At 39.1% G+C, this 21271-nt stretch carries 23 protein-coding genes; 13 read left to right on the top strand and 10 right to left on the bottom strand.

Annotated elements, in window-relative coordinates:
- Positions 1 to 65 precede the first annotated feature (65 nt).
- Together ytzI and IHV12_RS09920 are read left to right on the top strand one after the other, a co-directional pair.
- Positions 66 to 251: a YtzI protein gene (gene ytzI / locus IHV12_RS09925; RefSeq protein WP_197190754.1), complete on the top strand. Its 186-nt coding sequence runs from the start codon at positions 66 to 68 to the stop codon at positions 249 to 251.
- 16 nt (positions 252 to 267) lie between these two features.
- Positions 268 to 1191 (top strand): DNA-3-methyladenine glycosylase family protein, encoded by a 924-nt coding sequence (locus tag IHV12_RS09920; RefSeq protein WP_197190753.1) that lies wholly within the window; start codon positions 268 to 270, stop codon positions 1189 to 1191.
- Positions 1192 to 1234: 43 nt separating this feature from the next.
- Here the strand turns inward: IHV12_RS09920 and IHV12_RS09915 are convergent, their stop codons facing one another.
- The 7 genes from IHV12_RS09915 to IHV12_RS09885 form a co-directional block, all read right to left on the bottom strand.
- On the bottom strand, positions 1235 to 2164 hold the full coding sequence (locus tag IHV12_RS09915) for an ATP-grasp domain-containing protein (protein ID WP_197190752.1): 930 nt from the start codon (positions 2162 to 2164) through the stop codon (positions 1235 to 1237).
- An 89-nt stretch (positions 2165 to 2253) separates the two neighbouring features.
- Entirely contained in the window at positions 2254 to 3456 is a 1203-nt protein-coding gene (locus tag IHV12_RS09910) for a DUF4129 domain-containing protein (protein WP_197190751.1), read from the bottom strand.
- Positions 3450 to 4667 carry a DUF58 domain-containing protein gene (locus IHV12_RS09905; protein ID WP_197190750.1) on the bottom strand — a complete coding sequence of 406 codons (1218 nt, stop codon included), beginning with the start codon at positions 4665 to 4667 and terminating at the stop codon, positions 3450 to 3452. The genes IHV12_RS09910 and IHV12_RS09905 overlap by 7 nt, the downstream gene beginning before the upstream one ends.
- A gap of 1 nt (position 4668) precedes the next feature.
- The gene (locus tag IHV12_RS09900) at positions 4669 to 5616 is read right to left on the bottom strand and encodes an AAA family ATPase (RefSeq protein ID WP_231620702.1); all 948 of its coding nucleotides are present in this window, start codon (positions 5614 to 5616) and stop codon (positions 4669 to 4671) included.
- A 164-nt stretch (positions 5617 to 5780) separates the two neighbouring features.
- On the bottom strand, positions 5781 to 6368 hold the full coding sequence (locus tag IHV12_RS23070; RefSeq protein ID WP_197126973.1) for a 3D domain-containing protein: 588 nt from the start codon (positions 6366 to 6368) through the stop codon (positions 5781 to 5783).
- 224 nt (positions 6369 to 6592) lie between these two features.
- Complete coding sequence (locus tag IHV12_RS09890) at positions 6593 to 6751, bottom strand: aspartyl-phosphate phosphatase Spo0E family protein (protein WP_197190749.1); 159 nt, start codon at positions 6749 to 6751, stop codon at positions 6593 to 6595.
- Between the two features lie 220 nt (positions 6752 to 6971).
- Entirely contained in the window at positions 6972 to 7136 is a 165-nt protein-coding gene (locus tag IHV12_RS09885) for an aspartyl-phosphate phosphatase Spo0E family protein (protein ID WP_197126974.1), read from the bottom strand.
- A 314-nt stretch (positions 7137 to 7450) separates the two neighbouring features.
- Between IHV12_RS09885 and IHV12_RS09880 the strand changes: the two genes are divergently transcribed.
- The 11 genes from IHV12_RS09880 to IHV12_RS22875 all read left to right on the top strand — a co-directional run bounded on the left by IHV12_RS09880 (position 7451) and on the right by IHV12_RS22875 (position 19108).
- Entirely contained in the window at positions 7451 to 8767 is a 1317-nt protein-coding gene (locus tag IHV12_RS09880) for a hypothetical protein (RefSeq protein ID WP_197190748.1), read from the top strand.
- Entirely contained in the window at positions 8764 to 11556 is a 2793-nt protein-coding gene (locus IHV12_RS09875; RefSeq protein ID WP_197190747.1) for a DEAD/DEAH box helicase, read from the top strand. The genes IHV12_RS09880 and IHV12_RS09875 overlap by 4 nt, the downstream gene beginning before the upstream one ends.
- 193 nt (positions 11557 to 11749) lie before the next feature.
- Positions 11750 to 12649, top strand: coding sequence for a hypothetical protein (locus IHV12_RS09870; protein WP_197190746.1), 900 nt, complete (start codon positions 11750 to 11752; stop codon positions 12647 to 12649).
- An 18-nt stretch (positions 12650 to 12667) separates the two neighbouring features.
- On the top strand, positions 12668 to 13438 hold the full coding sequence (locus IHV12_RS09865; protein ID WP_197190745.1) for an SDR family NAD(P)-dependent oxidoreductase: 771 nt from the start codon (positions 12668 to 12670) through the stop codon (positions 13436 to 13438).
- 131 nt (positions 13439 to 13569) lie between these two features.
- Complete coding sequence (locus tag IHV12_RS09860; RefSeq protein ID WP_066236049.1) at positions 13570 to 13848, top strand: HU family DNA-binding protein; 279 nt, start codon at positions 13570 to 13572, stop codon at positions 13846 to 13848.
- Positions 13849 to 14015: 167 nt separating this feature from the next.
- Complete coding sequence (locus IHV12_RS09855) at positions 14016 to 15863, top strand: PAS domain-containing sensor histidine kinase (RefSeq protein ID WP_197126979.1); 1848 nt, start codon at positions 14016 to 14018, stop codon at positions 15861 to 15863.
- A 53-nt stretch (positions 15864 to 15916) separates the two neighbouring features.
- Complete coding sequence (locus IHV12_RS09850) at positions 15917 to 16165, top strand: hypothetical protein (protein ID WP_197126980.1); 249 nt, start codon at positions 15917 to 15919, stop codon at positions 16163 to 16165.
- Positions 16166 to 16241: 76 nt separating this feature from the next.
- Positions 16242 to 16685, top strand: a complete 444-nt coding sequence (locus IHV12_RS09845) for a helix-turn-helix transcriptional regulator (protein WP_197190744.1) — start codon at positions 16242 to 16244, stop codon at positions 16683 to 16685.
- A gap of 155 nt (positions 16686 to 16840) precedes the next feature.
- A complete protein-coding gene (locus IHV12_RS09840; protein ID WP_197126982.1) occupies positions 16841 to 17281 on the top strand; it encodes a chemotaxis protein CheW in 441 nt (146 codons plus the stop codon).
- Positions 17282 to 17291: 10 nt separating this feature from the next.
- Positions 17292 to 18980 (top strand): methyl-accepting chemotaxis protein, encoded by a 1689-nt coding sequence (locus tag IHV12_RS09835; protein ID WP_197190743.1) that lies wholly within the window; start codon positions 17292 to 17294, stop codon positions 18978 to 18980.
- A 2-nt stretch (positions 18981 to 18982) separates the two neighbouring features.
- On the top strand, positions 18983 to 19108 hold the full coding sequence (locus IHV12_RS22875; RefSeq protein ID WP_255552567.1) for a hypothetical protein: 126 nt from the start codon (positions 18983 to 18985) through the stop codon (positions 19106 to 19108).
- Between the two features lie 107 nt (positions 19109 to 19215).
- Here the strand turns inward: IHV12_RS22875 and IHV12_RS09830 are convergent, their stop codons facing one another.
- The 3 genes from IHV12_RS09830 to IHV12_RS09820 all read right to left on the bottom strand — a co-directional run bounded on the left by IHV12_RS09830 (position 19216) and on the right by IHV12_RS09820 (position 21197).
- Positions 19216 to 19446 (bottom strand): hypothetical protein, encoded by a 231-nt coding sequence (locus IHV12_RS09830; RefSeq protein ID WP_197190742.1) that lies wholly within the window; start codon positions 19444 to 19446, stop codon positions 19216 to 19218.
- Positions 19443 to 19763, bottom strand: a complete 321-nt coding sequence (locus tag IHV12_RS09825) for a YbjQ family protein (RefSeq protein WP_137790415.1) — start codon at positions 19761 to 19763, stop codon at positions 19443 to 19445. The genes IHV12_RS09830 and IHV12_RS09825 overlap by 4 nt, the downstream gene beginning before the upstream one ends.
- A gap of 63 nt (positions 19764 to 19826) precedes the next feature.
- Complete coding sequence (locus IHV12_RS09820) at positions 19827 to 21197, bottom strand: FAD-binding oxidoreductase (RefSeq protein WP_197190905.1); 1371 nt, start codon at positions 21195 to 21197, stop codon at positions 19827 to 19829.
- Between the last annotated feature and the right edge of the window lie 74 nt (positions 21198 to 21271).

The following is a 21271-nucleotide window of genomic DNA, read 5'->3' as shown; positions in this document are numbered from 1 at the left end:
CCAAGTTTTCTTAATGGGAAAATGTGCTATCATACAAGTAAAATCAGTTTTAATAAGGAGTTAGTATGAGCACATTAAGCATCTCAATATTAATTACCCTCGTTATTATCATTTTTGTCGTTATTATTTTCGCAGCAGCTATAACAAAAGGGTATTCTTATAAGCATACAATCGATCAGTTAGATGACAATCCATATCTGAAAAATGAAACAAAAGAAAAAGAAACAAAAGAAGGTAAGGAGCGTTCATAAGAAGGGATGTAAGAGGATGAAGTTTGTAATTGAACCTAAACCACCTTTTGACTTTCAAAAGATGATGCAGCGCCTCACAGTTACAGGAAAAACGCATGTCTTAAAACTCAATGAACAATTTACAGAATACGAAAAAATAATCAGAATCCAAGATGTTTCTTGTTATGTAAAAGTAGTATCCAGCGGTACTGTTACAAGCCCTGTTCTGAGTTGTAAGGCTATACCTTTAAATGGTTTAATATCTGAGGATGCAGTTAAGAAAAAAATTCAACAGCTGTTCTCAACTGAAGTCGATCTGTCGCCTCTTTATAACCACTTTTGTGAAAACGAGAAATTGGATGGAGTACTACAACGTTTTAAAGGATTAAAACTCCTTACAGACACTGATCTATTTGAATCCATTGTAAAGATTATTATCGGTCAACAAGTAAATTTAACTTTTGCTGGAACCTTGACCGAACGACTTATTGAACACGCTGGTGAAAAAGTGGAGGTAGAAGGAAGTACATTTCAAGTCTTTCCAGCTCCAAATCTCGTTGCAACGCTTAAGTATGAGGACCTTCGTAAGCTTCAATTCAGTCAGAGAAAAGCAGAGTATATTATCGATCTGGCAAAGCTGATCTCAGACGGAACTATTGATTTTGAAAGCTTATGGAATATGTCAGATGAAGAAGTAATGAAAGCGATGTTGCCGATTAGAGGGATAGGGAAATGGACGATCGAATGTCTTTTAATCTTTGGTATGGGGAGAACCGATGTACTGCCCGCTGCAGATATTGGATTAAGAAATGCCATCCGTCAAGTTTGGAAGTTAGCTGAGCAACCATCAGAGGAAGAGGTAAGGGTGCTTGCGCAGGATTGGACACCATGGCGTACATATATCACGTATTATCTATGGGAGAGTTTAAACCAGACTCCTACAGTTGTGGATCATACATAATAAAAAGTGAGGGGCATTCTTAGATGCCCCTCACCTTTTTCATTTATAATTCTTTACCTAAAAATTCCGCGATCGCCTTCATGCCATATATATTTGCCTCTGCTTCAGCATCTCGGTTGTAGTTTGTATTCGTGTTTACATCATACGCATATACGTTTCCACTCTTGTCTGTAATGATCTCAATGCCGGCAAACGTAATCCCGTTTGCGTCTAAGAACGCTTCATAACTTTCTTGATTTGGTAGAACAAAGTCTTTAAGAATCTTAAACTTTGGTGTTGGATTCTCTGGCTGGTCTGTAATTGGACAGAATTGATCACCAATCTGGCAAGCGTCAGCCGGACAAAGTTCGAATCCATCAGAAGTATCTACTTGAACGGCATATAAAAATTTGCCGCCTATAAATTCGCAGCGCACAATATAAGGTTCTGGTGCTTCGATATAATCTTGCAAAAGAGTGATTCCGTCGATGGATTCATCAAAATTTTCCGACTGTACATAAGACTCTAGTGCACTCTGGGTTTGGAACAATTGAACCCCAAGCCCTTTACCCGCACGGTTGTGTTTTGTAATGAAAGGGCCGTTAAATTTCGTTGCAGCATGTATCAGTTCATCTTTTCCGTAAGCTGCAATCGTTCGTGGAACAGGTATATGAAATGCTTTTAATGCGCTGTATTGTTTCACTTTACTGATCTCGAGCTGAAGGGCTCTTGAGTCGTTAAATACTTTACGACCATAGCTCTCAAGCCAGGATAGTACCGCTGATGTATATTCAGGCGAATATCTGTGTCCTCTCGTATGAGAGGAGGCACTCATTCTGTTATAGAAAATACCTTGTGGGGGAGCTTCTGTCAGATCTATGTGTCCTTTTTTCATATGCCAATCTTCATAAGGTAGACCGAGCTCTTCAAAACGTTGGAATAACGGAGCAGTCCATTCGCTATTCTCATGAATCACATATATTTTTTTTGTCATAATATCCTCCTTGTATGCTAGAAATCCGACTATTTATATAATATTAGTCTATATTAAATGAGGTGGTATGAACAGAAAAAGAAGCCGTCTTATTTCGGCTTCTTCAAGTGATCCGACTTTTCGAATTTTTTTAATGCACTTACATACTGATTGTACTCAGTATCAGAAATGCTCTCTTCACCGTAACGTACTTTTTCGTATGCAGCTAGAACAGAATCTGCATCTTTTCCGGAAAGTCCAAGTCTTTGAAACCAGTTCACAGCAGATTCACCAGGTTGCCTTCCGAATCCTTTCTTGTCCAATACTTTTTCAAAGTGCAAAAATCTTTTTCTTGTTCTATCTTTCGACTGAAGCCATCTTTTTTTACCGATCATCTGGCTGTTAGCATATGTACTATCAAGAACTGAAATGTTTCCGTTTACCAATAAGCTGGACTGGTTGTTGAACACATTCCTCTTTTTCCAAAGAAAGAAAAGAACCATAATGATAAGAATCGCGATTGTCGTGTATAAAAGTATGGGAGATTCTGCTAGTGTTTCAGGACGCTGTTCTAAGACATCTGTCTGATTACCTGTATTCACCTTTCCCTTTTCCTCCATTTTAAACAATTGTTTAAGCATTTGGATTAACGGAGGAAGAAGGGAGATTACCTTCCAGAGTGGAACCGCTAAAATATAATACAAAATAAAGAACACACCGTCTAATGCCCAATAAAGTAATTGTTTTAAAGGTCCTAATATAGCGAGAATCACTCCGCTTAACCCAACTAGCGTTAAGGGAACCATAAAATCCTTCATTACAATTTGAATCGAATCATTCTTAAAATAATGCAGAGTCATTTTAATGAACAGCATAAGCATGAATTGGATCCACACGGCTCCATACATCACCGTAAAGCCATCCTTAAAAAACAGGGATAGAAGTAATGTTAACACGGCGCTAATTGCAAAGATCAATTCAAGATCTGTTTTAAAGGAATCATTCCAATTTTCTGCGCTTCTCCACATCAGGACGAATGAGATCAATATGGATAGTATGAGGGAAGAAGTCATGAACCAGAACAATAGTGTTGATACAATAACAAAACAAAATAGTGTGATCTTGAATAAGTTTGGTTTGTAGAGATACAAAGCCCCGCTTATCGCTACAATCAGGATCAGATTTGCAGAGAACCATCCGAACTCAAGCCAAGTTGCTCCTCCTGAAAAGATGGTCAGCATTATGAAAACAAGCATGGCGTCAAAGCTTAAGTTCATACCGTAAAGAGTAAATTGCTGACTTTTCTTTAACATGATGCGACCTCCGATGAAAAGTATGGCATCAGAATGGCATGTTCTTCGTTGTGTTCGACATAAAAGGTTCTCCCACCTGATCTAGACCATTTCTTAATCAAGATCTGAGAATTCGAATCTGTAGGAATATGACCTAAAAAAATGACAAACGGACTCGTACCAACAAAATTACGAGCCATCTTATTCCACATGATCTGAGGTTTGACGATGACATTGGAACGATCAATTCTCGCCAAACCTTCAAGGATACTGCTTAAGTGAACCGCTCCGCTCCCGGTTGGTACATGATACATTCCGATCGGGCCAGGAACTTTAAAGTTGATGTATACTTCAAAAGGTATTCCTTTTTCCGCCGCAAACTGACACATGTATGCCAAATGGCTGATCTCGCTCTCCATATCCTCAGAAGATTTCATCTCTTTATGATCAGGGAGTATCGTATAAACAAATGTCCAGTGATACACAACTGTTTTTTCAAAGACCTTCGTTTGAAGAGAGCCAGACCGTGCTGTAGCTTTCCAATGTATTTTATGAAAAGCATCTCCAGGAGCGTATTCTCGGTTCCCTGCAGGCAGAGAAACGTTTTCAAACAAAGCGAAAGATCTTACAGATTCACCACTGCCTTGAGAAAATAGATGCTCAATTCGATGAACGGGAAGCGGTCTAGGATAAACAACGATTTCAGTTGGGAAGATCCCCATATAAGCCAATGCTTGACCACTCAATGAAAGAGGATCTTGTACCTGCAGTGTAAGATTGGAAATTCTTGTTGTTCCTCTTTTTGTAGCAGTAAAGGGTATTGTTTGTGTAAAAACAGTTTTGCGATAGAGTGCAAAATGACGTTTAACTTCAATTCTTCCTTTTGCAGTGTTGTTCGATTCAACATCTCCTGTGACAGATATAGGTGCTCGGTGTGTGAAGATGAGTTCGCCACGATAAGAAGGCCATCTTCCCTTATGAAGAAGTTTTACATAAAACTGATCCGTATCACCAGGAAACAAACGATGAACTTGTTTTGAAGTATCTAGTACAATCTCATTTATTGCGGACTTAGATTGCAGCAATAGCGTTCCATATAAAAAAATGATGGCCAACCCTAATAAAAATAGAAATGAGATATTACGATAAAAGCCAATCAAAAGTATTATGGGGCTGAAAACAACTAAGACCCGAAAGATGGATTTAATCCATACCTCGCTGCGCCATTGCATATTATCTACCCGCCTCAGACTCTACAGGGACTATAATTGCTTCAAGAATCTCTTTTAACACTTGGTCTTTCGTCTTTCTCATCGTTCCTTCCATCGTTAATACTAAACGATGAGTTAATACATACGGTGCGACGAATTGAACATCGTCTGGAGTAACGAATGTTCTTCCCTGAACATAAGCAGCGCCTTGAGCGGCTCTCATGAAAGCAAGGGTGCCACGAGGAGAAACACCGTTCTCAATAAACTCATGACTGCGAGTAGCGTGAACAATGGACAGTAAATAATTTTCGACACTATCACTAACATGAATGTGCTTCACTTCTTCTTGCATGACTAATATATCTTCTAAAGAGAAGACTGGTTCTAAAGAGTCTTGAGGATTTTTTTTACGATACATGTGAAGCATTTCTTTCTCTTGATCATAATTTGGAAAGCCAGATGGCAATTTCATAAAAAAACGATCAAGCTGTGCCTCAGGAAGCGGGAATGTTCCGTGAGATTCAATAGGATTCTGTGTGGCAAGAACTAAGAAAGGAGACGGAAGGGGAAGGGTTTCACCATCAATCGTAACCTGTCTTTCTTCCATCACTTCTAATAGACTGGATTGAGCTCGTGGCGTCGCACGGTTAATTTCATCGGCTAATAAGATGTTAGTCATAACCGGACCGGGACGCAGCTCAAACTCTTGATGTTTCGGATGAAAGAACTGTATGCCCGTAATATCAGCTGGAAGGATATCGGGTGTGAACTGAATCCTTTTAAATTCTCCCCCTATCAACCGAGCGAGGCTTTTTGCAAGTACTGTTTTTCCTGTTCCAGGAACATCTTCTAATAATAAATGACCTCTATTGACTATCGAAATCATCGTTAATTCAACAAGTTCTTCTTTCCCTGTTAATACTTCTGCTATTGCATTTTTTATAATTGTCATCTGATCCTTCATGTTCATTTATGTACATCCTCTCAAAAATGTTAATTTAACTTTATCATTATTATAATATTTAGAAAATAAAAAAATGTAATATTTTTGAAATTAATGTAAACATAAAAAAACTCACAGCTTTAAAATAAACTGTGAGCGAAGGAGAAATGAGGTACATTTACCTCATCTCATTAATTTAAAATTGTAATATTTATGCTTTTTCTTCCCCAATTAATGGCATCAGAATAGTTTTTCATAAATACATCGATTTCTTTACCATTGATTCCACCACCGGTATCATCAGCTACAGCATATCCATAGCCAGGAACATAAACAACAGATCCGATAGGAATAACATTTGGATCAACAGCGATTACTTTTGCATAAGGAATTTCTTTTAGATTTGTACCATTGAAAGTTGTACCGCTGCAGCCTTCACAACTTGCCGTATAAGCAGTCGAAGCAACAGTCATACTCTTTTTTGTAACGTTATTTTGAATGCTGTTAAACGTTTGAGGTCCAGCAATACCGTCTACGGATAAGCTTTTAGCTCGTTGATAATCTGTTACGGCTTGTTTAGTAACGGGACCATAATAGCCTGTTGTTACAGCAAAATCATAGAATCCTAGCGCTTTTAATTTTCCTTGAAGTTCATATACGTCATTGTCCCAAGTACCCGGTCGGAGAGTGTGATCCCCCATTGCTGCAAATCCACTAACGGGAGCAGAAACGAGCAATCCGAATGCTAGAGCCCCTGTAATTACCCATTTTTTTATCATGATAACTCCTCCTAATATGTATAATTGGTTAAATACGCCTCGGTTGCCAATTATACTAATCGAATGTAACAAACTCATTAGGAGAAGATAACAAAGAGATTACATTACTATTTTCATATAATAATAGGTAATTATGGAATTTAATAGATAATGATTATGTAGGTTCGTTTAAGTTGATAATCATTCTCTCTCAAACGACAAATTTCCCAGGAAATAGACAAAAATTACGAGTTGTCGCTAGGTTCGCCAATAAAGTCATCTAAGCGGTTCAATAACTGATCTAATTCCTGACTGCAGATCACTGTTTCTTTAGCGGTTAAACCATATGTTTTGCCAAGACATAACAATACTTCACGTTTTTCCTCAATTAATTGCAATAACATTTTCTATTCACAACTTTCATGAGAGATTTTGTCTTCACTTAATATGCAATAAATTTACAAAAAGAAAAAGGGTTTCGGCTAAAATAGTGATAATGTTACAAAAAACTACAATATTGAAGGGAAGGAATGTCGAATTAAGTTCGAGAGGGAAAGTAGTGTTTTAGTTAAAAAAGTAGAAGGTTACGTTGAAATAAAAAAACGACCTAACAAGCAGCCGTTTTTATACTTTCTGTTCAAATTTAGAGTACTGGTTCAATAGTTGATCGAGCTGTTGGCTGATCGTGACCAATTTTGGGTGTGTTAATTCATAGTTTAGTTGGTTTGAAATTCGATATAATTCTTCTCTTAATAAACGGATTCGTTCTTGAATATTTTTTTCTATCATAAGTGGTTCTTCCTTTCCAGTTATAACGAAGAAGGAGTCTCTATTGCGATCGACAAGCATATCATTAAAGGTAGACCTAACTTCATAGAATTCTGTTCTCTTTTCTCTAAAATTTTATCTTGTGTTGATTGTTTCTAAAAGCCGATATCAGACACTTCTATTCATGTTATCGGTAAAAATTGGAATTGTTTTAGGCGTTAAATGTGTATCTTTGGTCAATTTCAACGGTTTCCTTTAAAATAGATATGATATACATGAATGAGTATAGATGTATTTTGCTATAATTGGTAATAAAAAGAAAGGGGGGAGACGGAATGAAACCAACTGAAGAGCATAAAGATAAGGGCGAAACTCAAGTTCATTATGAAACGCCTGAGCAAAAAGTTCAAAACACACATTCTGTTCAACTATGGCGAGAGTATTTTTCAGAACGGTTTGAAACTTTCGAGAGACGTAAACTGCAAACCGTCTCCTTTCGAGATCTCGTTGATGGAAAAGATACGAGTTATACGTTTGTTCATATCTATCGCGATTATTATCCTGCGCTCTTAAATGCAGGGCAGTTCTTTGACGAAGATATAGCATTATTATACAAATATCACGTACAGATCGAAACGCTGATTCGATTGTTTTCGTTTGAAGGTCAATATGGTGTAGCTACATATATGCAGTCCAATTTTGATGCGACTGTTGAGAAACTAAGTGATCAAATGTATATAACTTTAAAACAGATCGACAGCAAAAAGTTACTAAATGAGAATAAAAAGCTTTTGGAAGAGAGCTTAAGAAACTTTCAGAGTCTTTATGAGATCCCTCCTAAGTGGGGACATCTTCTCTTTTATCTATTTCAGATCAGCTGGTCGTTACTCTATATTGAGCAGGCTTGGGTTACTAAATATGAAAAACAGCTTTTAGAAGAAAAAGAGAGTGGCAAAACATCTCAAATGCTTGAACTAGCTCTTGTTCATTTTGCTTTTGCTAGTGGAAATGAACAACTAGCTTTTAAACGGTTAACACAGTGTGAGAAGAAAGTAGATATGGTTCATTATCTTGTTTGGATGAAGTTATTGGTAGACAAACAAGAATGGGATCGACTCTTGTTATGGCTACTTGATCTAAAGCCATATTTTTTAGAAGGTGTTGGTACGTACTATTACCATTCTGAATCTCGTGAGTTTTTTCATGAATACTTAAGCTATTTTTGGAAGTACGCTCAACACACAGGTGACGAGGATCAGTATGAAGAGATGCTGATTGAATTCTTACCTATTACGTTCTATGAATACGGGGAGTATTTGATGGTGATCGGTGAGCATGAAAGATGGGTAGAACTGCAAGTGATCATGGGCTATTCACCAGAGTTGATTCAAAGAAAGGATTTAAAAGAGGTCGTGTCCTTTCAAAAAGAATCCGCACTGCCGATCTATCACCAAGCGATTGACAGGCTGATTAATGAGAGGACAAGAAAATCTTATCAGTCCGCTATTAAACATTTAAAAACACTTCGATCCTTATATTTTGATCTTGGTGAAGAAGAACGTTTTTCACAGTATATCAATCGTATTGCTACTGTTTATGGACGGCTTAGAGCCTTTCAGGAAGAGCTAAGGAAAGGAAAGTTTATTTCATGATCGATACAAGCAATCTTTTGCTACACGCGAAATGGCTTCATGGCAACATGGTTTTATGGGCCACTAAACATTCGAAAAGAGTGCATGTAAACGACTGGAAACCTCTTTTATTTACATGGCATAAGCCTTCATTTTATGGGACGATGCTAGAAGTTGATGATGACCAGAATGTTTATTTAGATGCGGGGGAAGCTTTTGATCTTTTTAATCGATATCCCGAATTCTTTCTAACGAAAAACAATTGGGAAGATGATTCTTGGACTTTTGTAAAAGAGGCTAACGATGTCTTTCGTTTGATGCAGAAAGAAAGGGTTACTCCTGACTATGAAGCATGGAAGACAGGATCATGGGCATGGAGAACGGATGGAGAGAGAATTGAATCCGCCTGGGTGAACGAAGCTCTCTCAACATTGCCACATGACGGCAACACATACATGCCTATAAATTTTAATAGAGAACGCATGAAGGGTATACCTCGACAGATCATATCCGCCTTGAATCATTTAAGTGAAGAGGAATGGCTGATTAAGATCGGCTGGAGAAAAGATCCAAAGCCCTTTGATATCATATTTGAACTGTCTGAACCTGCAAATGATGGTGAAGCTATTGAAGATGTATGGAAGCTAGATGTCATTCTTCAAGAAAAAGAAGATGGGATAGCTGTGCCGTATCTCGGAAAAAGTACCCTTCTTCCAGAGGAATGGAAACCTTTCAAAGAGATGTTAGAGTCTGATATAGAGCTCGTGACAAAATTAATCTCTTGGTTAAAACCAAATGCGAGAAAAGAAATCCGAAATGAAATAACAGAAAAAGAGGCTTGGGATTTTTTAACACTCAAAAGCGATCTGTTAAGACAGATTGGACTTACCGTTGTTCTTCCAGCATGGTGGCAAACCGTTCAAGAACTTCAACCAAAAGTAAAGGCAAAGATCAAAACAAAATCGCAGCAATCTGGTGGAGCACCTTCGTTCTTGGGATTAAATGCGATTATGCAGTTCGATTGGCGAATGTCAACGGGCGATGAAGAGCTTACGGAAGAAGAATTTCGTAAGCTGGTTGATGGAAGCAGGAGGCTCGTGCGAAGAAACGGCCAATGGTACAGAGTAGATCCTGAGTGGATGAAACAAGTGCGTCATCTTATAAAGAATGTGGATCGTACAGGAATTCAGTTGAAGGACGTACTAGAACAACATCTTCTAAATATGGAGACCAACCCTGCTGAAGATGGTCTTCTAGGAATAGAGTCTGACGGACCGATGCTCGACATTGAGTGGGATGAACCGTTAAACGCATGGATGGATCAGCTGACAGAGATCAAAACACTGCCGATTGAGCCTAAAGCAGAAAACTTAATCGGAACATTAAGAGATTATCAGAAAACAGGAAGTTCTTGGATGTATTTTCTCCGGGAATTCGGCCTTGGTGGTTGTTTAGCTGATGATATGGGTTTGGGTAAAACAGTCCAGACCATTGACTACTTCTTAAAGGTGAAAGAAAAAGAAAAACATGAAGGTACATTTTTACTTGTATGCCCTACCTCTGTAATTGGCAACTGGCAAAAAGAGCTTCAAAATTTTTCACCTACTTTATCCGTAGGTCTTCATTACGGGGGAAACCGTAAGAAGGGGGATCATTTTGCTGAGTGGCACAAAAAATTTGATGTTGTTATTACTTCTTACACGACTTGCCAGCTTGATTTTAGTGAGATGGGTGAAACATATTGGGAAGCAATCGTGCTTGATGAGGCACAGAACATTAAGAACAGCTATACAAAACAGTCAAGAAGTATTCGCAGACTTAACGGACGCCACAAGATCGCGTTAACGGGAACACCTGTAGAAAACAGACTTCTTGAACTGTGGGCTATTTTCGATTTTTTGAACCCAGGATATTTAGGGAGCGAACCATCGTTTCAGAAAAAGTTTGTAGTGCCAGTGGAGAAAGATAATGATACGTTGCGTTTACAGCAATTAAAACAGCTTGTTCAACCATTCCTGCTACGTCGTACGAAAATGGATCCTGCTGTTCAGCTCAACCTGCCTGAGAAACAAGAGATCAAAGAATATTGTCCGTTATCAAAAGAACAAGCTTCTCTATACGAAAGACTTGTTCAAGATACATTTGAGCAGTTGGAAAAGGTAACAGGGATGCAAAGGCGTGGACTATTACTCGCGATGTTAGGAAAACTGAAACAGATTTGCGATCATCCAGCTCTCTATACAAAGAATGACAAGCTAGGCAAACTTGAAGATCAATCTGTAAAATTCGCTAAGACGATTGAATTGATCGATGCTATTCTTGAAAAGGATGAGAAGTGTCTGATCTTTACTCAATTTATTTTTATGGGTGAACTGATAAAGAAGTATGTGGAGAAAAAATTCGGACGAACAGTACTCTTTCTGCATGGCAGTCTAAGCAAGCAAAAACGCGACCAAATGATAGAAAGCTTTCAAGATGGAGAGCATCCTATTTTTATCTTATCTCTAAAAGCTGGTGGAACAGGACTCAACTTGACCGAAGCAAATCACGTTATTCATTATGATAGATGGTGGAATCCAGCTGTTGAGAATCAAGCAACAGATCGTGCTCATCGTATCGGACAGAAAAAATTCGTGACGGTGCATAAGATGATTACGCTTGGCACATTAGAAGAGAAGATTGACATGATGCTTGAGAGTAAGAAAGAACTCTCAGAAAAAGTGATTCAGAGTGAGAATTGGATTACAGAATTATCAACTGACGAATTAAAAGATCTATTTACGCTGAGAAAAGAGTGGGTAGAATCGTAAGTAAAGCACAGCCGAATAGCTGTGCTTTTTTTAGTGGGCTGTACATGATGATTGAGTTGTTCAATGTTACGAAACAGCTTATGAGCAAGTTGTATTTTGTTGTTTTCGATTTCTATTGGATAGCAGCGTCTTTTTCACAAATTTTTTGATAAACTTATATTATTATCCAAAAATTAGGGGGAGAACGATGCGAATGGAGTCGTTACTAGCTTGGGGCATCTCAGTCATTTTTCTTGTATTATTGATACTCATTTATACGAAGAAGGCAGACCGCGAAGAATCAAAGATCGGGTGGAAACTGATTGGTTACTTTTTATTAGGTACGTTTACGTTTCGTATTGAATCTTGGGTACTACCAGTGGGACTGGCGATCTTCCTGCTCTTTTTCCTTCCTAAGATCATCGTAAATAAAGATGCTAAAAAGTGGGCTGCTTCTCTAGGAGTGTTATCTTTTGCATCAAGCTTAATTATGAACTACTCGGTAGCTGCTTATTATGAAGAAGTGTTCCGAGTTAATGCTCTAACAAATGCATACGAAATGAAATTAAATAAAGAGTATGAGAAGGTAAAGAAAGCGCTGCATGCAGAAGGAGAGCTTGCTATCAATAACCTGTCGCTCATTTTTAATAAGAAAGGAAAGATTCAGCAGTTTAACTATGAAGCTTCTTATTATAGAGACGGTCGAGATATGAATGCATGGGTCACTTTACACGATGGCAAATATCAAATTAGTACTCAAATTCAGGATGCAGAACTCCAGATGGTAAATCGTCAAAACTATATCTCTTCACCTCACATTTACTTTAAAGCGCTCGATCTGCATGGATTAAAACAGATGGTTCCAAAAGGTGATTCCTATTATTTGAGCTTCACAAACTTTGAACAAGTACAGTTTGATAGTGTGGACAGCTCTTTGTGGAACATAGAGAATTCAGGTATTAAAAAAATTACTGATCTAGTTGTACGTGAGGACGATTCTGAAATGGAAGACGATATGGATATACCTACTTACCAAATTAGCATTCATACGATGAATACTTATGAGACAAACCAAGAACGTTACTTCATCATTTCCCCCGAACTTTTTAACTAAATAGAGGAGGTCGTATACGTGTATTTACCGTCATTTTCACTTAAAGGCAAAACAGCACTCGTAACTGGTGCTGGAAGAGGAATCGGAGAGGCGATAGCGATTGGATATGCAGAAGCCGGAGCGGATGTCGTGATTGTATCTAGAACCCAATCTGATCTGGAAAAGACAGCACAGTTGATTGAACGTGCTGGAACGAAAGCGTATCTTTTTGAAGCTGATGTTACGAATAAGGAACAAGTTATTGGAATTTTTGAAACGCTAGACGCAAAGGGGATCAGCGTAAATATTCTTGTCAACAATGCCGGAATGAATATCCGCTCAAAAGCTTTAGATGTCTCTGATGAAGAATGGGATATCATCATGCATACGAACCTTCGATCAGCTTTTTGGTTCTCGCAACAAGCTGGGGAACGGATGAAACAAGCCGGCGGGGGTAAGGTAATTACTATTTCTTCTGTTGCAGGACATGTCGCTCTTCGTACAGGTGTAGTCTATGCCTCTACAAAAGCTGCGATCATACAGATGACAAAGAACTTAGCTCTTGAGTGGGGACAGTACGGAATTAATGTGAACAGCATCGGTCCTTGGTATTTTAAGACACCATTAACAGAGAAACTACTAGCCGACGAAAAATATCTACAAGACATACTCGCTGTTACTCCACAAAAGAGAGTAGGAGAACTACCGGACCTTGTGGGACCAGCGGTATTTTTAGCTAGTGAAGCAGCTGATTACGTGAACGGCCAAACACTATTTGTTGATGGTGGTATGACCATTCAAGGGTTCTAATTCGAAAACGAATTATTAAACTATATAAATATTTTTCGGAATTTTGTATCTTTCTGTATGAAACCTATCTTTTTCGTTAATAATGTTGCTACACAAGCAGTTCATTTAATGTTTGAAAGGAGCAACTCATAATGAAAAAGATGGATTTAGTAGATGCAGTTCGAAATGCAACGAGTATGAACAAAAAGGAATCAGCGCTTGCCGTTGATGCAGTGCTAGATGCGATTACAGATGCTTTGAAAAACGGAGAAAGCGTACAGCTTATTGGTTTCGGAACATTTGAAACAAGAAACCGTAACGCAAGAAAAGGTCGCAATCCTCTTACTGGTGAAGAGATCATGATTCAAGCAAGCAATGTGCCAGCTTTCAAGCCCGGTAAATCGCTAAAAGAAGCGGTAAAAGCCGTTTAATCGTCAGCATATACAAGAGACGCTTTCCACAAGGGAAGCGTCTTTTTGTCATATTTAGGCGAAAAATAAACGAATTTGACGTGCGAAACTCTAAAAAAAATAAAGGAAAATTGACCCTTTTATTTAATTTATAGACGTTAAGAAAGTTTTAGTAAAAAAGGGTGGATATGATGAAAGTATTGAGCCAGGACGAATTACCTGCAGTTGCCACTTTAAAAGAAATGATTGATGTCCTGCCTGAATTTGTTTGTTTAAGATATCCGGATGGAACTTGGGCAGAAGCGAACCGGTTTGCTCTTAATATTTATGGAATCAACCACGATGAATATAAAGGAAAAAGTCTTGAGGAACTAGATACAAGACTTTCATATGAAGCAATTGAAAGATGTAGCCTTTCTGATAAGAGAGCTTGGGAAACAAGAAAGCCAATAAAAACAGCTGAAAAGATTCTCATGAAGAGCGGTCGTAAAGTAATGCTAGAGCTCATTAAGCAACCGACATTTACGAGTGATGGTAAACCTCAAGTATTAGTCATTACAGGACGTGATATAACTCCTCATAAGCAGAAGGAAGAAGAGTTGAGTGTGGCTCTAGATTTATTAGAATCGGTTTTAAAAGGAACGACAGATGCCATTCTCATCATCAATACGAGACAAGAAGTTATTAAGGTAAATGATGCATTCAATCAGATGTTCGGTTGGGCCGAAGAAGATTTCTCAGAGGATAATGACGACTATCCCGTTATTACACCTGAACATCTACAAGGTGAATCAAAGGAGATCATTGATCTCTTAAAACAGGGGCAATCGGTTCCGCTTCATGAAACACAGCGTATACACAAAGACGGAACCGTTTTTGATGTATCTGCATCTTTTTCAAATATATGTGACATGGACGGAAAAATTATGGGGTTCGTAATCGTATATCGTGATATTACTTCACAGAAAAAGGTAGAGCGTGCTCTACGGGAAAGTGAGGCGAAATATCGTTTGATCGCAGAACATTCTACAGATCTGATTACTGTGATTGATCCATCCGGTATTATTCAATATGTATCTCCTTCACATTTACCGGTTCTTGGCTATGAAGATGGTGAGATTAAAGGTGCTATCCTTGAAATGGTTCATCCAGAAGATATACAGAGCCTCTCTGATCAATTCATGAGAGCACTTGTGAAAAAAGAACCGTTTCAAACAGAGTTCAGGTTGCTTCATAAGAATGGTGATTGGATCTTATTAGAGGCACGTGGTGTACCGGTTATGACAAAAGACGGACATGTTGAGAGTCTAGTAACCTTTGCTAGAGACGTTACGAAAGCAAAACAGACAGAAGAACTTATGTTGAAATCGGAGAAGCTGTCTGTTTTGGGTGAGCTTGCTGCAGGAGTGGCGCATGAGATTCGGAACCCGCTAACTTCATTAAAAGGATTTACGAAACTATTATCGGATGCAGACGATGTGATTCGATTAGAATATCTTAGAATCATGGAGTCAGAGCTGAATCGAATCAACGATATTGTCGGGGAACTCATGCTTGTTGCTAAACCTCAGGCAGTGAGCTTTGAGCATACGAACATTCAAGAACTGATCTATAGTGTTGTAAGATTGTTAGAAACGCAAGCGATCATGAAAAACATACAAATCTGGGTAAATATCTCGGATAACATTCCACTTGTATATGGTGTGGAAAATCAACTTAAACAGCTTTTCATCAATCTATTAAAGAATGCGATTGAAAGTATGGATAAAGACGGAGAGATTCATATTAAGATCGGAACTCGCAACGATTCTGTTCTTCTCGAGCTAAAAGATCAGGGTTGTGGTATTCCAGCGGAACGTTTGAAAACCCTTGGAGAACCGTTTTATACAACAAAGGAAAAGGGTACGGGGTTAGGCTTGATGGTTTGCTTTAAGATTATTGAAGAGCACGGTGGAGCGATACAATTTTCTTCCGTTGAAAACGAGGGAACGAAGGTGGAGATCGAACTTCCGACTGCACCGTCTTCATCAAAATAAGGTTTAATGTGTGTGAAATCCGACCACACTGTTTCTAAGGGAGTGTGGGAAAGATGAATAAATATCGTATCTTTTTTGTGTATCGCGTGAAAGATTTAAATTATATTCATGTGCATGGGATGAACATGGAAAATAAGAAATTGTTCACGGTTCTGATCTCATCTCCAAACGATGAGATGAACCTTGTCAATCATCACAGTGAGCTTCCAAATGAATTGCTGTCATTATTGGAGGCGGAGAGTACCCGGATTAATTCTGGACTCTATGATCTAGCTCATTGGGAACCATATACGTATAGCTGATGCTCCTTTCAATTTTGTTGAAAGGAGTTTTTTTGTGTAAAATGTTCCTAAAAGGATAAAAGGAGAATTTCTTATTATGACGCAAGACGAAATTGTTGACTTGTTAACAGGCAAGATCAAGCTTGTACGGACGGAACTTGGATATACACAAGACAAGATGGCCGATATATTAGGTATTTCAAAGAAAACGTTAGTGCAGATCGAAAAAGAAAGAATCAAAGCGAGCTGGACTGTAATCGTTGCTATGTGTGCACTTTTTCGTAATTCTGACATTCTTAACAATGCCCTTGGTGGAAATCCGCTCGATGTTATGGAACTAGTCGTTCATGAGTATGTAGCGGTACCGAAAGAAAAAACTTGGGGTGGACATGTGTGGTGGAAAGAAATAGAGTCACATAAAGGCTACCGGCTTCAGCAGAATGTAATCAGTCAGCATTTCCGAATTCTTAATCAAAATGATTATCGCGTTTTTAGTTCGTTTGAAGAAGAAGAAGCTAAAAAGAGGTTAAAAGAAATATGATCGACCAATTGTGGAAACACCTTGACCGTTGTGTCTAGGTGTTTTTTTAATTATGCATCTGTATAACTAAAACAATTGAATTTCGTAACCGATAAAAGAGTGAGAACTCATGACTATTGTTTAATGAAGAAATACCTAGAAAAGGAGCAAGTGAGATGTCGCTTAGCACTCAAACGTTAAAAATTGTTGTAATTACAGCGGGTGTTGAACAATATGGGCTGCCGATCGAACATGTGGCTTCGATTGAGCGCGTTCTAGAGATCACACCCATGCCAGAGACGCCTTCAGACGTATTAGGAATCATACATCTAAGAGGGAACGTTATTCCGATCATTGATTTTGGACAGCTGATCGGCAAAGGAAAAACTGAAATTACAGATCAGACTAGAATTGTTATTTTACAGAATGAAGAAAGCTTCTTAGGACTTCTAACTGAAGCCGCTACTGATGTAATTGATATTGAAGCGGATTCCATACAATCACCAGGAAGTTTTCGTTCAAAAGAGGACTCGTTAATAAAAGGTGTCTCTAAGCAGGATGATCATTTAATCATTGTGCTAAATTGTCCGGTTATTTTTAGAAACAGAAATGTATAAGAGGTGACGTATGAAACTAACGTTGAGAAAAAAGCTAGTAGGATCTTTTTTAACGATTGCCGTTCTTTTTGCCGCAACTTGCGGTGTTTTCTTTTACTTTCTAAAAGATATGCAACATACATACAGTGAACTATTAGACAGAAGAACGGTAATCTATAACAATGCTAAAGAGATTGAGCTTCAAGCGACCGTGCAAAACAATAGTGTCCGCGAGTACTTGCTTGAGCAGTCGACCGAAAGCAAACAAAAGTTGACCGACGCAAATCAAAGGATTAATGCACTCGTGAATGAAACGATGAAACTGGTTCAAGTTAAGGCGGATAAAGACAGACTTGAGAAGATTTATTATTTGAACAATGATTACAAAACTGAATCAGACCGGGTACTGCAAAATTCAATGAGTAACATGGAAGCTGCAAATGAATATGCGAAAAGCACTCTTTTTCCACTAGGAAGAGATATGAGAGCTGTTACAGAAGAGATGGGGAAAAGACAAGCAAACTTAATGGCTGAAGGCAGAATTGTCGTTGCGGACAAAGAGAAGTTCGTTGTCTCGCTCATCACAATATTAGGAGTCATTATTGTAGTGGCTGCACTTGCAATCGGTTACACGATCTCGCTCATGATCTCTAGACCGGTAGTGAGAATGTCCAACATGCTTAATGACATCGCAGACGGTGATCTGACGATGGATCCGATCTCTGTAAAAAATAAAGATGAAATTGGTATGCTCGCAGATGGCATCAACCATATGGGTACAAACCTTGCCGCCTTAATCAGGCAAGTAAGAGCCACAGCAGAACAGGTGGCAGCATCTTCTGAAGAATTAACGGCTTCAGCTGAGCAAACGAGTATGGCAACAGAACAGATCGCGACAACGATAGGTGAGGTGGCAGGCGGATCTCAAGAACAAGTACGAACGGTTGATGATATTGTTGAAGCCATGAACCAGCTTTCTGCTGGCATTCAACAGATCGCAGTTAGTATGCAGAACATGTCTGAAGCATCAGCTCGTTCTATGCAAGTAGCAGAGGGTGGCAATGATACGATTCAAAAAACGATCGGCCAGATGGATGCGATTCATACTTCTATGGATAGCACTTCTCAGGTTGTGAAAGATCTTGGTGAGCAGTCACAAGAAATTACGAATATTGTTGATGTGATCACGGATATTGCCGGTCAGACAAACTTGCTAGCACTGAATGCAGCAATCGAGGCAGCACGTGCAGGTGAACAAGGGAGAGGTTTTGCTGTAGTTGCTGATGAAGTACGAAAGTTAGCAGAGCAATCTTCAGCATCTGCATCTCAGATCGGTCAACTGATCACTAGCATTCAGGAACTAACTGAAAAAGCCGTTGCCGCTATGAAGAACGGTGCGATAGAAGTGAATGACGGTAGAGAACTCGTCTATCAATCGGGAGAAGCCTTTAAAAGTTTGTACGAAACAGTTGCAGAGGTTTCTGGCCAAGTGAGCGATATCTCAGCCGCTACAGAGCAGATGACAGCAAGTACTGAACATGTTGTCGGCTCGATCGATGTGATCTCGTCGATGGCAGAAACAGCAGCTTCGTCAACGCAAGAAGTTTCGGCTTCTGCAGAAGAACAGCTAGCTAGCATGGAGGAGATCTCATCTTCATCGAACGCGCTTTCACAGCTAGCAGAAGAGATGAATGAAGCGATTAATAAATTTAAAGTGTAGAAATGAAAAGAAGTTTAGTGAAAGCCGCCCAGCTTGAATGGGTGGCTTTTTTCTGCTTCATTGAGCGGTTACAGGTGATAAATAGTGGTTTGCAGGTGGTCCGAGAGAATTTAGCGGAGAACGCTTAACAGTTAATAAAATCACGTACCGTAAAAGATGTAATAATCTCATCAATTAAAATAACACAACAAAAAAGCAGCTCTTCAAAAAGTGCTGCTTAAATAAACGAAATAATCTATTCTTCTTTATAAAACCGATCGCCGGTTTCCGGATTATAATAGACGCGTTCTCTTTTTCCAGAAGTAGGATCGATAGAGATTTCATCTGTCCAAATATAGCCTGAGGGTACTTTTGTTTCATTCTTTTTATAACGCTTATCAAAATAAAGCCAAGAGATGATGCCTAAGACAATTAAGAAAAAGATAGACAGAACCTGCCAACCGATAAGGATGTTTACGATGTTCATTGTTTTTCAATGACGACAACAGTGCCATAAGCAACAATCTCGCTCATGTTATTGCCCATCTCTCCAGAATCAAAGCGCATCATGATGATCGCGTTGCCACCCATCTCAGTGGCATTCTTTACCATGCGATCAACTGCTTGTTTACGGGCATCTTCAAGCATGCTCGTATACTCTTTTATCTCACCGCCCATGATTCCTCGCAGTCCTGCCATGATGTCGCCGCCGATTCCGCGAGCACGCACAACAACTCCGAAAGCAGAACCTTTTACTTCCTTCACTTCATAGCCTTTTATGTTCTCTGTTGTAACGACGATCATGATATAACGCCCCCTCTTTGGTTATTACTCCTATACGAATCATACAAGCTCTTCGTTTCATTTCTATAATATGATCTTACCTGGGTTTAAAATGTCGTTTGGATCCAATTGTTTTTTTATAGCTAACATGATGGGAAGAGTATCAGCATGTTCCTTAGCCAAATATTTTGCTTTTCCGATACCAATGCCGTGCTCGCCTGTACATGTCCCACCTTTTTGAAGAGCATAGTCCACTATACTAGCATTCACCGTATCAGCTTTTTCACGCTCTTCCAAAATTGAGCTATCATACATCAAAATGGCATGAAAATTTCCATCCCCTACATGACCGAGTACGGCACCTGGTACACCAATCTCATCCATCGTTTTTCTCGCATGTACGATTGCTCCGGACAATTCAGAGAGTGGAAGACAAACATCGGTGAACATCATCGATTTTCCGGGATAACCGTGTTTAAATGCATAAGCTAGATTGTGTCTTGCTTCCCAAAGCTTAGCACGCGCTTTAGAATCACGTTCCTCCACCCATTCTAAACCTCCAAAGCTCTCTAGCAACTCTTTTGTCAATGATGCTTCATATGAAACGCTTGAAGGGTTTCCTTGAAACTCTAAAAATAAGGTAGGAGCTTCTGTATACGAGGTATCGCTATTGTGGTTCACTTGAACGATCGAGCGTTCATCAACCAGCTCCATCCTTGCGATACCAGTGCCAGAGCCAAGAACCGCACCAGCTGCTTCAACCGCCGATTGAACCGATGGAAATGTGCACCGTGCTGCTAAAACTGATTCAGGGATGCCGTATACTTTTAATGTAATCTCAGTAAAAACCCCAAGTGTACCTTCTGAACCGACAAACATGGAGGTCAAGTGATAGCCCGCTGACGATTTAGCGGCCATTCCGCCGGTTTGAATAACCTGTCCATCAGCCAGTACTACCTGGAGATTTCTTACTTGGTCACGCATGATTCCATATTTTACGCTGGTTGTTCCACTTGCATTCGTAGCTGCCATTCCACCGATCGTAGCATCAGCTCCAGGGTCCACGGGAAAGAACAATCCGAATTTTTTTAGTGCTAGGTTTAGCTGGGTGCGTGTAACACCAGGCTGTACTTTCACTAGAAAGTCATCAGGACGAATCTCTAACACTTCATTCATTTCTTGAAAGTTTATAGAGATGCCGCCTTTAACGGGAATACAGTGACCTTCAAGACTGGAACCTGCTCCGTAAGGCACAACAGGAATTTTGTTTTCATTTGCGAATTTTAGTATAGAAGAAATTTCATCTGCTGATATAGGGTATACAACTATATCGGGAGAAACAGGGTGGTGATATGATTCATCGTGGCTATGCTGCCAGAGAATCGTTTCATTTTGTGTGGCACGCTTTTCAGAAGTTATTTTCTGCATCTCAAGCAAAAGATCTGACTTTGTCATTTCCAAAGAAACACACTCCCTATACGTATAAGTTTATTTCTATTTTACATGAAGTAAGCTAAAAATCCTTTTTA

Source organism: Fictibacillus sp. 7GRE50 (assembly GCF_015903875.1).
Classification (GTDB): Bacteria; Bacillota; Bacilli; order Bacillales; family Fictibacillaceae; genus Fictibacillus; species Fictibacillus phosphorivorans.
Note: the sequence above shows the minus strand (reverse complement) of the source record. Positions and strands in the feature narration are given on the sequence as shown.

What these genes read in the sequence shown, in the direction of transcription:
- ytzI (WP_197190754.1), top strand. Translation starts at nt 66, where the DNA reads ATGAGCACATTAAGCATCTCAATATTAATTACCCTCGTTATTATCATT.
- IHV12_RS09920 (WP_197190753.1), top strand. Translation starts at nt 268, where the DNA reads ATGAAGTTTGTAATTGAACCTAAACCACCTTTTGACTTTCAAAAGATG.
- IHV12_RS09915 (WP_197190752.1), bottom strand. Translation starts at nt 2,164, where the DNA reads ATGACAAAAAAAATATATGTGATTCATGAGAATAGCGAATGGACTGCT.
- IHV12_RS09910 (WP_197190751.1), bottom strand. Translation starts at nt 3,456, where the DNA reads ATGTTAAAGAAAAGTCAGCAATTTACTCTTTACGGTATGAACTTAAGC.
- IHV12_RS09905 (WP_197190750.1), bottom strand. Translation starts at nt 4,667, where the DNA reads ATGCAATGGCGCAGCGAGGTATGGATTAAATCCATCTTTCGGGTCTTA.
- IHV12_RS09900 (WP_231620702.1), bottom strand. Translation starts at nt 5,616, where the DNA reads ATGAACATGAAGGATCAGATGACAATTATAAAAAATGCAATAGCAGAA.
- IHV12_RS23070 (WP_197126973.1), bottom strand. Translation starts at nt 6,368, where the DNA reads ATGATAAAAAAATGGGTAATTACAGGGGCTCTAGCATTCGGATTGCTC.
- IHV12_RS09890 (WP_197190749.1), bottom strand. Translation starts at nt 6,751, where the DNA reads ATGTTATTGCAATTAATTGAGGAAAAACGTGAAGTATTGTTATGTCTT.
- IHV12_RS09885 (WP_197126974.1), bottom strand. Translation starts at nt 7,136, where the DNA reads ATGATAGAAAAAAATATTCAAGAACGAATCCGTTTATTAAGAGAAGAA.
- IHV12_RS09880 (WP_197190748.1), top strand. Translation starts at nt 7,451, where the DNA reads ATGAAACCAACTGAAGAGCATAAAGATAAGGGCGAAACTCAAGTTCAT.
- IHV12_RS09875 (WP_197190747.1), top strand. Translation starts at nt 8,764, where the DNA reads ATGATCGATACAAGCAATCTTTTGCTACACGCGAAATGGCTTCATGGC.
- IHV12_RS09870 (WP_197190746.1), top strand. Translation starts at nt 11,750, where the DNA reads ATGGAGTCGTTACTAGCTTGGGGCATCTCAGTCATTTTTCTTGTATTA.
- IHV12_RS09860 (WP_066236049.1), top strand. Translation starts at nt 13,570, where the DNA reads ATGAAAAAGATGGATTTAGTAGATGCAGTTCGAAATGCAACGAGTATG.
- IHV12_RS09855 (WP_197126979.1), top strand. Translation starts at nt 14,016, where the DNA reads ATGATGAAAGTATTGAGCCAGGACGAATTACCTGCAGTTGCCACTTTA.
- IHV12_RS09850 (WP_197126980.1), top strand. Translation starts at nt 15,917, where the DNA reads ATGAATAAATATCGTATCTTTTTTGTGTATCGCGTGAAAGATTTAAAT.
- IHV12_RS09845 (WP_197190744.1), top strand. Translation starts at nt 16,242, where the DNA reads ATGACGCAAGACGAAATTGTTGACTTGTTAACAGGCAAGATCAAGCTT.
- IHV12_RS09840 (WP_197126982.1), top strand. Translation starts at nt 16,841, where the DNA reads ATGTCGCTTAGCACTCAAACGTTAAAAATTGTTGTAATTACAGCGGGT.
- IHV12_RS09835 (WP_197190743.1), top strand. Translation starts at nt 17,292, where the DNA reads ATGAAACTAACGTTGAGAAAAAAGCTAGTAGGATCTTTTTTAACGATT.
- IHV12_RS22875 (WP_255552567.1), top strand. Translation starts at nt 18,983, where the DNA reads ATGAAAAGAAGTTTAGTGAAAGCCGCCCAGCTTGAATGGGTGGCTTTT.
- IHV12_RS09830 (WP_197190742.1), bottom strand. Translation starts at nt 19,446, where the DNA reads ATGAACATCGTAAACATCCTTATCGGTTGGCAGGTTCTGTCTATCTTT.
- IHV12_RS09825 (WP_137790415.1), bottom strand. Translation starts at nt 19,763, where the DNA reads ATGATCGTCGTTACAACAGAGAACATAAAAGGCTATGAAGTGAAGGAA.
- IHV12_RS09820 (WP_197190905.1), bottom strand. Translation starts at nt 21,197, where the DNA reads ATGACAAAGTCAGATCTTTTGCTTGAGATGCAGAAAATAACTTCTGAA.